We start from the raw sequence: 12,406 nt of genomic DNA on the forward strand, positions 1-12,406 counted from the left end.
GCGCGTTAACCGTGCGCGCCGATCAGATTCACGACCTTGATGTTGCGCGTATCGGGCACTTCGGCATACGACAGCACCTTCAACTGCGGCAGGCTGCGGCGCAGGAAGCGCGCGAGCATCGGCCGCAATGCGTGCTGCACGAGCAGCACCGGCGCGAGTCCCATGTTCTGCTGACGGCTCATCGCCTTCTGCGTCTCAGTCATCAGCGTATGCGCGAGGCCGGGCTCAAGGCCAGGGTTGGAACCCGTCGACAGTGCCTGCGACAGCACACGTTCGAGATTCGAGTCGAGGCCCATCACCTGCATGTCGCCGGTGCCGGGGAACCACTGCTGCGTGATCGCGCGGCCCAGCGCGAGACGCACAGCGGCGGTGAGATCGTGCGCGTCGGTGATCTTCGGCGTGTGTTCGGACAGCGCTTCGAGAATCGTGCGCAGATCGCGAATCGGCACGCCTTCTTCGAGCAGGTTTTGCAGCACCTTTTGCAGCGTGGTGAGCGGCAGCGTCTTCGGCACCAGATCGTCGACGAGCGACGGCGTGTCCTTCTGCATCCGTTCGAGCAGCGCCTGCACTTCGCGGCGGCCGAGCAGTTCGGACGCATGCGTGACCACGAGGTGATTCAGGTGCGTCGCGACCACCGTGCTCGAATCGACCACCGTGTAGCCGTACACCTGCGCCTGTTCGCGCAGATTCGTGTCGATCCAGATAGCCGGCAAGCCGAACGCCGGGTCTTGTGTCGGCGTGCCCGGCAGCGCGGCGGACACCTGGCCCGGATTGATCGCGAGCCACTGGCCCGGATACGCCTCGCCGACGCCCACTTCCACGCCCTTGAGCGCGATCCGATAACCGTTCGGCCGCAACTCCAGGTTGTCGCGAATATGAATGACGGGCGGCAAGAAGCCGATTTCCTGCGCGAACTTCTTGCGGATGCTCTTGATCCGCTTGAGCAGTTCGCCGTCCGAATTCTTGTCGACGAGCGGAATCAGCCGGTAACCCACTTCGAGGCCGAGCGTGTCGATCATCGTCACGTCGTCCCAGCTTGCTTCGGCGTTCTCGACCGGCGTGACCGCGGCCGGCGCGACGTCGACGAGCGCCGTCGTGTTCTTGCGCTCTTCGGCGCGCTTCTTCATCGTGCGGCCGAGCTGGATCAGACCGCCGCCGAGAATCAGAAACGCGAAGTGCGGCATGCCCGGAATCAGGCCCATCAGTACGAGAATGCAGCCGGTGATCATCAGCACGCGCGGGTTCGTGAAAAGCTGCCCGGTAAGCTGCGTGCCGATGTCTTCATTCGTTGCCACACGCGACACGATCACGCCCGCGGCCGTCGAAATCACGAGCGACGGAATCTGCGCGACGAGGCCGTCGCCGATGGTCAGCAGCGTGTAGTTCTTGCCCGCCGACGCGAAGTCCATGCCGTGCTGGACCATCCCGACGATCAACCCGCCGAAGATGTTGATGACCATGATGAGCAAGCCGGCGATCGCATCGCCGCGCACGAACTTGCTCGCGCCGTCCATCGAGCCGTAGAACTCGGCTTCCTGCGACACTTCCGCGCGACGCTTGCGCGCCTGTTCTTCGTTGATGAGACCGGCGTTCAGGTCGGCGTCGATCGCCATCTGCTTGCCGGGCATCGCGTCGAGCGTGAAGCGCGCGGACACTTCCGCGATCCGCCCCGCGCCCTTGGTGATCACCATGAAGTTGATGACCATCAGGATGATAAAGACGACGATACCGACCGCGAAGTTGCCGCCCACGAGGAAGTGACCGAACGACTCGATCACCTGGCCCGCGGCGTCAGGACCGGTATGGCCTTCGAGCAGCACGACGCGCGTCGATGCGACGTTCAGCGAGAGCCGCAGCAACGTCGAGAACAGCAGCACGCTCGGGAAAGCGGCGAAGTCGAGCGGCTTCATCGTGTACATGCTGACGAGCAGCACCATCACGGAAAGCGCGATGTTGAAGGTGAACAGCAGATCCAGCAGGAACGGCGGCAACGGCAGAATCATCATGCCGAGGATCATGCAGATCAGCACCGGGCCTGCGAGGGCGCGTAAATTGGTGCCGCTCAAGGCATCGGGCCGTCGAGCGAGGAAACCGGCGCGAGCGTTCATGCGGAGGCTCCGTCTTCGTTAGCAGGGTTAAGCGTGTCGGCGGCTTCCTGATCGGCGTCTTCATCCGATACACCGCCCTTGTCGAGTTCCGCGGGCACTTCGAGCTCGGTCGGTGCGACCGGCACGTCGCCGCCTTCGGTCTTGAAGCGCCGCAACTGGTACACCCACGCGAGCACTTCCGCGACCGCGCCATACAACTGGCCGGGAATCTCACGATTGAGTTCGACGTTGTGATACAGCGCGCGCGCAAGCGGCGGCGCTTCCAGCAGCGGCACGTTGTTTTCGGCAGCGAGTTCGCGAATGCGCGCGGCCACGAGGTTCACGCCCTTCGCGACGACCTTCGGCGCGCGCATCTCGCCGTCCGTGTATTGCAGCGCGACCGCGAAGTGCGTCGGGTTCGTGACCACGACGTCGGCCTTCGGCACCTGCGTCATCATGCGGCGGCGTGCAATGGCGCGCTGCTGCTGGCGAATCCGGCCTTTCACATGCGGGTCGCCTTCGCTTTCGCGATGCTCGCGCTTCACTTCTTCCTTGCTCATGCGCAGTTTCTTGTGGAACTGCCACAGTTGATACGGCACATCCAGCGCGGCGACGACGAACATGCCCGCGACCGTCATCCCGCAGCACACGGCGATCAGATGCACGGTGTTGGCGAGCGCGAGATGCAGCGGCTGCGTGGCGAGCGCGAGGATCTCCTCGCGCCGGTTCCAGATTGCCGTGCCGCCGATAATGCCCACCACCAGCGTCTTCGCGAGCGACATGGCGAGCTGGATCGGTCCGTTGATCGAAAAAATCTTGCCGAGGCCGGCGATCGGATTCAGGCGTTCGAACTTGGGCTCGAGGCCTTTCGTCGACAGTTGCCAGCCGCCCAGCGCCATCGGCGCGAGCAAGGCGGCCGCGCCAGTGACGGCGAGAATCGGCAGCAAGGCGTAGAGCCCTTCGCGGCTCGCCGCGCCGGCGCCGATCATCATGCGGTGCGTTTCGAAAGCGCCGGCGTGGTCGAACGTGAACGCCGCGCGCAGCATCGCCTGCAAATGCTCGCCGATGCTGTCCGACATGCCCCACACGCCGAAAAAGCCGGCGGCGAGCAGCGCGAACGTCGAAAGCTCCCGTGAACGCGCGATCTGCCCCTCCTCGCGCGCTTTCTGCAAGCGCCGAGGGGTGGCTGATTCGGTTTTTTCGAGGTCGCTTTCCTCTGCCACAAAGCTCTCCGGTTGGGCGAGGCACTGCGCCTCTTTCCAGTGAGAGCGATTATTCCCGCTCGGCGCAAGCACCGATCGGCGGATAAGGAAGGAGAAACCGGGGCTTTTCGGCGGATGGACAAGCGGCGCGCGAGACCGCGCGCCGCCGCAAAAAACAACGCCCGCGCTGTTGAGCGCGGGCGTCGTGGAGAGCCTTCAGGCGTTGCGTTGCCGCAGACTAGCTTGCGTAGGCCACGAACGGCGCCTGGGTGCCGCCGGTCGGCCGCAGGTCGAAGCCGTGATAAACGTGGCGTCCGTAGAAGAACGGCAAACCGAGGTCGAACGCGGCGAGCCCGCCGATCTGTCCGGCCAGGTCGTTGAACGCATAGTTGGTGCCGTTACCGAATAGCGTCGACGCACTCTGGATGCCGATGTTCGCCACCGCCTGCACGCTGTTCTGGCCGACCAGCGTGATGGAGCGGGTCTGCGCGCCGGACGGGCAATAGAAGCCCGAGAAGTTGCTGCCGCACAGCGTGAGCGAGCTGTCGTTGAAGAAATAGCCGTTCGAGCCCGAATCCAGGAACGCCGTGATCGTGTTGCCGTTGAACACGCTGTTGGTCAGGTCGCCTGCGCCGTCGGTGGTGAAGGTCTGCGCGGAGCCGAGCGCATTGTTCGACTGCGTGCCGATGCCGAATACCAGCGTGCCGGTGGCCGAAGCCGCGCCGTTATCGCCGATGGGCGGCATTTGTACGATCACGCCGTTGTTGTCGACGGGGAATTTAGCGACCGGATTGGCGACCTGGTTCGCGAGCGGAACCGCGGTGCGCGTGCACGACGTGCCGCCTGGGCACGAGAAGTAATTGCTGTACGTCCCAGCCGTGGACGCGTTCGCGCAGGTCGAGCCGCAATCGTAAAGCGCGGTGCCGATGCCGATGATGCCGTTCGCGCCGAGATCGTTCGCCGTGTTCTCCGCCGAGCCGCTGCCGCAACCCGCCGACGGCGTCGTGCTCGCGGGCTTGTCGCCGATGATCTGCAACGGAACAGCCGCAGTCGTCGTTTCGCCGCCGATGGTCACGGTCGCGGTGCGCACACTGCCCCACGTGTAGCCGTCGGCGAAAGTCGCGCATTCGGCGAGCTGGCCGCCGCTTGTCGACGTGCTGATCGGCAAGCCGGCCTGCATCGTCGAATTCAGCGCCGAATTGACGATGCGCAGACCGAACGAGCCCGTGTCGACCTGAATGTTGTCAATCTTCTGACACGTCCCGGTGCCGGGCACGCAGACCGTCACGCTGATCGTGGGAATGTTGATGACGCCGGTAACGCCGTGGGCCACCGTGATCGCCACGGTGTTCGCGGCGGTCGCGGCGATCGGCTGCTGCGTCGGGCTGGGCGGCAAGCCGCTCGACGAACTGCCGCCCGCGGAGCCGCCTGTCGAGCCGCCGGTTGAACCGGTCGAGCCGCTGCTGGAACTGGAGCCGCTATCGCCGCCACCACCGCACGCGGCGAGCGCCGACACCAGCACGACGGTTGCCACAACCTGAGTCCAGTCCTTGAGTTTCTTCGCAATGTGCATGGTTCGCATCGTTCGTCCCCGTTACTGGATGTCGGAGCCGCTGACGCCGGCAGGCAGTGCGGGCGGCAGCCACGCGCGGCCGCTGAACGCGCCCATATGGCCGCCGGACTGGACAACGAGGCTGCTCTGATCGACCGCAACGGGGCCGCGTGCGCCGCCGCGCGCGGCGCGCGCTGCCTTCACGCCGGCCACGTACTGCGGAAAGTAGCTGCCGAGCAGTTCGTTCAGATCGGGCATTTGCGGGCCGCGCCAGGTGATGGCGAAGACGGTGCCGTCAGTGGTGAGATATTCGCGGACCACCGTGCCGTTGCCGAGCGTGGTTTCACGCACGGTGTACGACGCCGTAGCCGAAGCGGAAGAAGCCGCGCCCGACGCGGAGCGAATGACGGCGCTCGAGGGCTGCAAGGTGCGGGCCGATACCGACGCGTCCGCCGGAGGCGTCATTGGGGCGCCGCCGAGCGCCGCGTGAGCGGACGGCACGGCCGACAACGAACAGGACAACATAAGCGCCGTAACCAGACCGGCGCGGCGTACACGACTGCGCATGACGAGACTCCTCCCTGACTGCTGGCCGGCTTGCGCGTGCTGCGAACCGGCTGCGTTTTAGGCAAATCATAGGGCGCGGAGGGGCCGCATTCTCGAGGAAAACCTCACGATGCAAGCCTCCGGTGACAGCGTTCACCGTCACGCCGCGCCGCTCATTGACCCCATAGTATGCCTGCGGTTTGTGTCCAGAGACAGCACGCGCGCGCAGGAGCGCGGCTTGCTATTCATACTGTTCGGCCGCGCGCCGCGAGGGCGCGGGCCGCTCAGAAACCGAGGCTGGCGAGCAGGTCGTCGACCTGCGATTGATCCTGCACCACGTCAGTTTTGCCTTCCGGATTGATCTGCGGCCCATTCAGCAGATGCTCCGGGCTGCCGGTCGGCGAGACTTCCGCGACGAGGGCCGCGGCATGCGCGGCGAACTGTTCGCGCCGCTCGAGCGCGATGTTTTCGACGAGCACGCCGAGCAACTGCTGCTCGATCAGATACACGACGTCGGTGATCTTCTTGATCACCTGGCCGGTCAGATCCTGGAAGTCCTGCGCGAGCATGATCTCCATGAGCTGCGAGTTGGTCGCGGTGGTCGCCGTGGGCACGCCGCGCAAAAACTCGCGCGTGTCGTTCATGAGCGCGCGCACTTCGGCGCGTTCGATCGGCGCCGAATACCATTGCTCCCAACGCGCGTCGAGTTCGCCGGCGTCTTTTTGCAACTGCTCCTGAATCGGTTTCGCGATGTCGATCGAGGACAGCACGCGCTCGGCGGCCTGCTCGGTCATGTTCGCGATGTACTTCAGACGGTCGCGGGCATCGGGTACGGCTTCCGCCGCGCGCTCGACGTGTTTGTCGAGCCCGAGCTCGCGCATCGAATCACGCAGCGTACGTGTCAGTTGTCCAATGCGGGCGAGGATGCGGTCTGACGCGAAGTCGCCGCTCTCGTTGACCGCTTCGGCGCCAGGCGCATTGGTCGGCAGGTTCACATCAGCTCCCAGTCTTGGCCATCTTCTCGAGAATCTTGTTGAGCTTCTCGTCCAGCGTTGCAGCCGTGAACGGCTTCACGACATAACCGCTCGCGCCTGCCTGAGCCGCGGCGATAATGTTTTCCTTCTTCGACTCGGCCGTCACCATCAGCACCGGCAGATGCTTGAGGTTGGCGTCGGCGCGGATTTCCTTGAGCATCGCGAGACCGTCGAGGTTCGGCATGTTCCAGTCGGAAATCACGAAATCGTAGGTGCCGCCGCGCAGACGCGCGAGACCGGCCTGGCCGTCTTCGGCTTCGTCGACGTTGCCGTAGCCCAGCTCTTTCAGGAGGTTGCGAACGATCCGGCGCATCGTCGGAAAGTCGTCCACTACCAGAAACTTCATTGCCTTATCCATTTGATTCCCTTTACTTGATTCACGGTGCGGCGTGTGACCGCCTCAATTCGAACGGCGCATCAAACCCGCTGAACGCGATCGCCCATCGACGCAAGACGCGCCATCACGCGCCGGCTCATATCCGGCAGCGACGCGATTTCGTCGGCCGCGCCAAGCGCAATCGCTTCACGCGGCATGCCGAACACGATGCAGCTCGCCTCGTCCTGCGCAAGGGTGTAGGCCCCTGCCTTTTTCATCTCCAGCAAACCCGCGGCGCCGTCACGCCCCATCCCGGTCAGGATCACTCCGACCGCATTCTTGCCCGCATGCTGCGCGGCCGAACGAAACAGCACATCCACCGAAGGACGATGCCGGTTCACTGGCGGATCATCCGACAGATGCGCGATGTAGTTCGCGCCGCTGCGGGCAAGCAGCAGGTGAGCGTGGCCGGGTGCGATATACGCATGTCCCGGCAGCACGCGTTCGCCGTGCTCAGCTTCTTTAACGGTAATCCGGCACAAACCATTGAGGCGTTGCGCAAAAGATTTTGTGAAACCGGGCGGCATGTGCTGCGCGATCAGCACCGCGGGCGCATCCGGCGGCAACGGCACGAGCACTTCGCGGATGGCTTCAGTGCCGCCCGTCGACGCGCCGACGATGATCAGCTTCTCCGTACTCAGCAGCGGATTGTTGAAGAGCGGCGCGGCGGCAACGGGCGCATGCGCGCCGGCAGCGGGCGCATGATGCGCGGGCGCCGCCTGGCGCACACGCGCGCGCGCCGCGGCGCGAATCTTGTCGGCGAGCTTTTCCGAATAGTCGAGCATGCCGTCGCGAATGCCCACCTTCGGCTTGGTCACGAAATCCACCGCGCCGAGTTCCAGCGCGCGCAGCGTGATTTCATTGCCGCGCTCGGTCAGCGACGACACCATCACGACTGGCATCGGCCGCAAGCGCATGAGCTTCTCGAGAAAGTCGAGGCCGTCCATGCGCGGCATTTCGACGTCGAGCGTCAACACGTCCGGGTTGTGCTGCTTGATGAGGTCGCGCGCGACGAGCGGGTCGGGCGCGGTTGCGACGACGGTCATGTCCGGCTGGCCGTTGATGATCTCCGTCATCAGGCTGCGGATTAGCGCCGAATCGTCGACACACAGTACTTTGATCTTTTGCACAGCGCTCACGCCTCCTCTACGGTTCTGGCGTTAGTTGAATTAGTCGGGCGCGGGGTGGAGCCGAACAGTTCGATGCGCGGCTTCGCTGCGCCGGCGCTGTTTGATGGACCATTCGCGCCGCCTGCGGCGCCGAAAAGCTCGACCTTCGGCTTGGCCGCGCCCGAAGCGCCGAACAGTTCGACCCTGGGCCGCGCGGCGGCCGGCGTCGCAAACAGCTCGACGCGCTTTCTCGCGGCGGCAAGCCGTTCGGCGCGCGCTTCGGCGGTCTGACGCATGAGCGTCTGTTCGCGCTCGGCCACGCTCGGGTCCTGTTGCAGGCGCAACTTCTTCACCATCACCTGGCCCGTGCGCGGCATGAAAGCGACCTTGCGCGGATGCGAGCCCTGCAAATCTTCGGCGACGATGCGAATCTTTTCGAGCGCGAGATAGCGGCGCACGAATTCCGAATTGCGGTCGCCGATATTAATCGTCGTCATGCCCGCGAGCACCGCGCCGCCGCCGAACACCTTCGCTTCGAAACGCTCGCGCCGGCCGCCGGCTTTAATCAGCTCGTTGATCAGCACTTCCATCGCGTAGGCGCCGTAGCGCATCGAATCCGATGCCGCCTGGCCGACTTCCGCGCCGTCGTCGGGCAACATGAAGTGATTCATGCCGCCGATGCCAGCCGTGCGATCCTGAATGCAGGCCGCGACGCATGAACCGAGCACGGTGACGAGCACCATGTCGTCGTGCGTGGTGTAGAACTCGTTCGGCAACAGCTTCACGCCGGGGCGTTGGAAGTGGTTGTCGTAGTAGAGGTTGGTTGCGATAGGCAAGGCGCTGCTCATACCGTCACCCCGCTCGTCGTCGCGCTCGTGGTCGTGCTTGTCGATGCGGCCGTACGTGCCGGCGCGCGTGCGCCCGCTGCATCGCGCGTCAGTTCATACACGGTCTGGCCGCGCAGCCTGAACGCCTGCGTGACATACGTGAAGTTCTCCGAATGGCCGGCGAACAGCAGACCGCCCGACTTCATCAGCGGATCGAAGCGCGAGAGCACCTGCGCCTGCGTCGGCTTGTCGAAATAGATCATCACGTTGCGGCAGAAGATCGCGTCGAACTGCGTGCGCAACTGGTAATCGCGGTCGGTGAGGTTCAACTGCTCGAAGCGCACCATCTGGCGCACTTGCGGACGCACCTTCACCATGCCGGCATGCGCGCCCGTGCCCTTCAGGAAGAAGCGCTTGAGCCGCTCGGGCGACAGGTGCTTCACCTGATCGAACTGATACACGCCGGCTTCGGCTTTCGCGAGCACCTGCGTGTCGATGTCGGTGGCAAGCACCGTGGCCTGGCGTGCGCCGCTTTCGCCGAGTGCTTCGATCAGCGTCATCGCGATCGAATACGGCTCTTCGCCCGTCGAGGCCGCCGAGCACCACACGGAAACCGGCTGCGCGCGACGCGCGACGAAGTCCGCGAGAATCGGAAAGTGATGCGCCTCGCGGAAGAACGCGGTCAGGTTCGTGGTCAGCGAATTGGTGAACGCTTCCCACTCGGCCGGATCGTTTTCCGCTTCGAGCAGATCGAGATACTGCTTGAACGAATCGAGGCCGCGGGCGCGCAGCCGGCGCGCGAGGCGGCTATACGCCATGTCGCGCTTGTGATCGGAGAGGGAAATGCCGGCGCTGCGGTGAATCAGTTCGCGAATGCGGCCGAAATCCGCGGAGGTGAATTCGAAATCACGTCCCTGTTCGCCGGACCGGGTCGGCTCCGGTCGGTCGATGCGTTGCTGTGCGCGCGTTGCCATCATGAAAGTTCCTGCCTGCGATACGAGCCATCACGCTTGCCCGACGGACGTACCGGCGAGCAAGGGATTGTTTTTGCGGGGTCGCGCCCGCCCGCAAGTTCCATCACCATGCAGTCGGCCCGCGACACGCCGTAAAAGCGTGCTTCGATGATTCGCGCCCGCTGGCGCGAGATATCGAATGACTGCATGTTTCATCGCCATGTTTAAAAGGTTTCCCAGTCGGCGTCCGATCCCGCCGAGCTTGCGCTCGCCGCTGCGGGACGTGCCGCCGGCTCGAATGCCGCGCGAGGCGTCTTCGGCTTGAGCGCGGGTTCGACGCGTGCGGTGCCTGCTTGTCCAGCGGCTGCTTGCTGGTTGGCCGGAGCCGCTGCTGCGCTGTTTGCGGTCGTCGCGTGAGTTGCCGCATGCGCCGTCGCGTTTGCCGTTGCCGCATGCGCCACCGAGCCATTTGCCGTCGCTTGCGCGGCACGCGGCGCGGCCTTTGCCGCAGGCTTGCGGCTCGTGCTCATGGCACGCGCCTTCACTTGCGGCACGGCCGGCGCGCTCGGAGCACTGAAGCCGCGACCCGAACCGCTGCCAACCTTCCAGCCGCTCAGCACGGCCTGCAACTGACGCGTCTGATCTTCGAGCGACCCTGCTGCTGCCGCCGCTTCTTCGACGAGCGCGGCGTTCTGCTGCGTCACTTCGTCCATCTGCACGACCGCGCGATTGACCTGCTCGATGCCGCCCGATTGCTCCTCGGAAGCCGCGCTGATCTCGCCCATGATATCGGTCACGCGGCGCACGGCCTGCACGATCTCGTCCATCGTCGTGCCCGCGCGTCCGACGAGTGTCGAGCCGCTTTGCACCTTGTCGGCGGAGTCGCCGATCAGTTCCTTGATTTCCTTCGCGGCGCTCGCGCTGCGCTGCGCGAGGCTGCGCACTTCGCCCGCCACGACCGCGAAGCCGCGGCCCTGTTCGCCGGCACGCGCCGCTTCCACCGCCGCGTTGAGCGCGAGGATGTTGGTCTGGAACGCAATGCCTTCGATCACGCCGATGATGTCGACCACCTTGCTCGAACTGGTCGCGATGTCCTGCATCGTCGTGACGACCTGGCTCACCACGTCGCCGCCGCGTGTCGCGATGTCAGACGCATTCACCGCGAGCTGGCTCGCCTGGCGCGCGTTCTCGGCGTTCTGCCGCACGGTGCCCGTGAGTTGTTCCATGCTCTGCGCCGTTTGCTGCAACGACGCGGCCTGCTGTTCGGTACGCTGCGACAGATCGGTGTTGCCCATCGCGATTTCGCGCGCGCCGGTGTCGATCGACTCGGTGCTGCTGCGCACCGCCGTCACCATCGACGCCATGCTTTCCTGCATCCGCTTGATGCCGGCAAAGAGGCGGCCGATTTCGTTGTGGCTCGTCACCTCGATCGTTTCCGACAGATCGCCCGACGCGATCCGCTCGAAGCATTCGCTTGCATCCTGCAGCGGCTTCACGATCAGGCCGCGCAGCGCGAAGCGCAGACCGACCACGAGCAGCAGCGCGAGCGCGGAGAACGCGATGATGAGCGTCGTCATCAGCGAAATGTTCGACTGCGCGCCGGCCTGCTGATCCACCGCCTGTTGCTGCAGACTCTTGATCACCGCCGAAGCCGCGTTGTCGTAGACGACGAACATCGGGCTGATCTTCGTGTCGGCGATCGCGTGGTACGCGGCCATATCGTTCGCGCGCAGCGCGGCGAACTCGGGCTCCATGCCGTCGCGCACGAGCGTCGTGCGGCGCGCCAGCAGTTCGTCCATCTGTGCCTGGTCGACGCCCGTCTTCGGCGCGTCGAGATAGGTCTGCCAGTTCTTGTTGCTGAAGCCGTACAGCTCGACCGCGCGGTCCAGCACCTTCTTCGCGGTTTCCGTGTCGCCCGCCGCGGTGAGCGCGGTGAAGCGATCCAGCGAGACACGCGAGCGCAGCAGATAGGCCGAAGCGTCGTCGAGCGCGTGAATCGCGACGAGGTCGCCGCGCGCGATACGGTCGAGCGAACGGCTCGCGCTGCCGAGCGCCGTCAGCCCAAGCACGCCGACCACCATGGTCAGCGCGACGAGAATGATCCCCACTAGCGTGAGCGATGTGCGAATCGACCACCTGCTTAGCATCTCAATGCTCCCTGTTCCTAACTTTTCTGAACGCCGCGGCGGTTACACGCCGAGCGTTTCGATGAGCGCCATTTCACGGCTCGTCATCAGCTTCTCGATGTCCATCAGAATCAGCATGCGGCCGTCGACGGTGCCGAGGCCCGTCAGATACTCGGTCGTCAGCGTCGCGCCGAATTCCGGCGCGGGCATGATCTGATCGACGGCGAGCGTCAGCACGTCGGACACGCCGTCCACCACCATGCCGACCACGCGATGCGCGACGTTCAGGATGATCACGACGGTCTGGTGGTCGTACTCGACGCGGCCCAGATGAAACTTGATGCGCATGTCGACGATCGGCACGATGATGCCGCGCAGATTGATGACGCCCTTGATGAACTCGGGCGCATTGGCGATGCGCGTCACGTTGTCGTAGCCGCGGATTTCCTGCACCTTGAGAATGTCGATGCCGTACTCTTCGGCGCCGAGCGTGAAGACGAGGAATTCCTGACCGCCGGCATCGGCCTGCTGCGCGTCGCGGCGACCATTCGTCGCGTTCGCGACGCTCGAATTGATGGATTGAACTTCTGCCAC

At 64.7% G+C, this 12,406-nt stretch carries 12 protein-coding genes; all 12 read right to left on the reverse strand.

Going from position 1 to position 12,406, the window contains the following annotated elements:
• Nucleotides 1–5: 5 nt before the first annotated feature.
• On the reverse strand, nt 6–2,108 hold the full coding sequence (gene flhA, locus CUJ91_RS17285; protein WP_006050910.1) for a flagellar biosynthesis protein FlhA: 2,103 nt from the start codon (nt 2,106–2,108) through the stop codon (nt 6–8).
• Entirely contained in the window at nt 2,105–3,310 is a 1,206-nt protein-coding gene (flhB, locus tag CUJ91_RS17290) for a flagellar biosynthesis protein FlhB (protein ID WP_006050909.1), read from the reverse strand. Before flhB ends, flhA begins: the two co-directional genes overlap by 4 nt.
• Before the next feature lie 217 nt (nt 3,311–3,527).
• Nucleotides 3,528–4,871 (reverse strand): DUF3443 domain-containing protein, encoded by a 1,344-nt coding sequence (locus CUJ91_RS17295; protein ID WP_114156559.1) that lies wholly within the window; start codon nt 4,869–4,871, stop codon nt 3,528–3,530.
• Between the two features lie 12 nt (nt 4,872–4,883).
• On the reverse strand, nt 4,884–5,408 hold the full coding sequence (locus CUJ91_RS17300; protein ID WP_053858876.1) for a DUF2844 domain-containing protein: 525 nt from the start codon (nt 5,406–5,408) through the stop codon (nt 4,884–4,886).
• 263 nt (nt 5,409–5,671) lie between these two features.
• Complete coding sequence (gene cheZ / locus CUJ91_RS17305; protein ID WP_006050906.1) at nt 5,672–6,382, reverse strand: protein phosphatase CheZ; 711 nt, start codon at nt 6,380–6,382, stop codon at nt 5,672–5,674.
• A 1-nt stretch (nt 6,383) separates the two neighbouring features.
• Nucleotides 6,384–6,779, reverse strand: coding sequence for a chemotaxis response regulator CheY (gene cheY / locus CUJ91_RS17310; protein WP_006050905.1), 396 nt, complete (start codon nt 6,777–6,779; stop codon nt 6,384–6,386).
• A 59-nt stretch (nt 6,780–6,838) separates the two neighbouring features.
• Complete coding sequence (locus CUJ91_RS17315) at nt 6,839–7,927, reverse strand: protein-glutamate methylesterase/protein-glutamine glutaminase (RefSeq protein WP_029970956.1); 1,089 nt, start codon at nt 7,925–7,927, stop codon at nt 6,839–6,841.
• Between the two features lie 5 nt (nt 7,928–7,932).
• The gene (cheD, locus tag CUJ91_RS17320; protein ID WP_053858877.1) at nt 7,933–8,754 is read right to left on the reverse strand and encodes a chemoreceptor glutamine deamidase CheD; all 822 of its coding nucleotides are present in this window, start codon (nt 8,752–8,754) and stop codon (nt 7,933–7,935) included.
• Nucleotides 8,751–9,710: a CheR family methyltransferase gene (locus CUJ91_RS17325; protein WP_053858878.1), complete on the reverse strand. Its 960-nt coding sequence runs from the start codon at nt 9,708–9,710 to the stop codon at nt 8,751–8,753. The genes cheD and CUJ91_RS17325 overlap by 4 nt, the downstream gene beginning before the upstream one ends.
• Nucleotides 9,707–9,895, reverse strand: coding sequence for a hypothetical protein (locus CUJ91_RS34630; RefSeq protein WP_029970958.1), 189 nt, complete (start codon nt 9,893–9,895; stop codon nt 9,707–9,709). The genes CUJ91_RS17325 and CUJ91_RS34630 overlap by 4 nt, the downstream gene beginning before the upstream one ends.
• Before the next feature lie 15 nt (nt 9,896–9,910).
• The gene (locus CUJ91_RS17335) at nt 9,911–11,833 is read right to left on the reverse strand and encodes a methyl-accepting chemotaxis protein (protein WP_006050901.1); all 1,923 of its coding nucleotides are present in this window, start codon (nt 11,831–11,833) and stop codon (nt 9,911–9,913) included.
• Between the two features lie 42 nt (nt 11,834–11,875).
• The gene (locus CUJ91_RS17340) at nt 11,876–12,406 is read right to left on the reverse strand and encodes a chemotaxis protein CheW (RefSeq protein ID WP_006050900.1); all 531 of its coding nucleotides are present in this window, start codon (nt 12,404–12,406) and stop codon (nt 11,876–11,878) included.

Origin of the sequence: Paraburkholderia graminis (assembly GCF_003330785.1) — a bacterium.
In the GTDB taxonomy this organism is placed as follows: Bacteria; Pseudomonadota; Gammaproteobacteria; order Burkholderiales; family Burkholderiaceae; genus Paraburkholderia; species Paraburkholderia graminis.

Coding starts and splice junctions, on each gene's coding strand:
- flhA (WP_006050910.1), bottom strand. CDS start 2,108: ATGAACGCTCGCGCCGGTTTCCTCGCTCGACGGCCCGATGCCTTGAGC.
- CUJ91_RS17295 (WP_114156559.1), bottom strand. CDS start 4,871: ATGCGAACCATGCACATTGCGAAGAAACTCAAGGACTGGACTCAGGTT.
- CUJ91_RS17300 (WP_053858876.1), bottom strand. CDS start 5,408: ATGCGCAGTCGTGTACGCCGCGCCGGTCTGGTTACGGCGCTTATGTTG.
- cheY (WP_006050905.1), bottom strand. CDS start 6,779: ATGGATAAGGCAATGAAGTTTCTGGTAGTGGACGACTTTCCGACGATG.
- cheD (WP_053858877.1), bottom strand. CDS start 8,754: ATGAGCAGCGCCTTGCCTATCGCAACCAACCTCTACTACGACAACCAC.
- CUJ91_RS17325 (WP_053858878.1), bottom strand. CDS start 9,710: ATGATGGCAACGCGCGCACAGCAACGCATCGACCGACCGGAGCCGACC.
- CUJ91_RS34630 (WP_029970958.1), bottom strand. CDS start 9,895: ATGCAGTCATTCGATATCTCGCGCCAGCGGGCGCGAATCATCGAAGCA.
- CUJ91_RS17335 (WP_006050901.1), bottom strand. CDS start 11,833: ATGCTAAGCAGGTGGTCGATTCGCACATCGCTCACGCTAGTGGGGATC.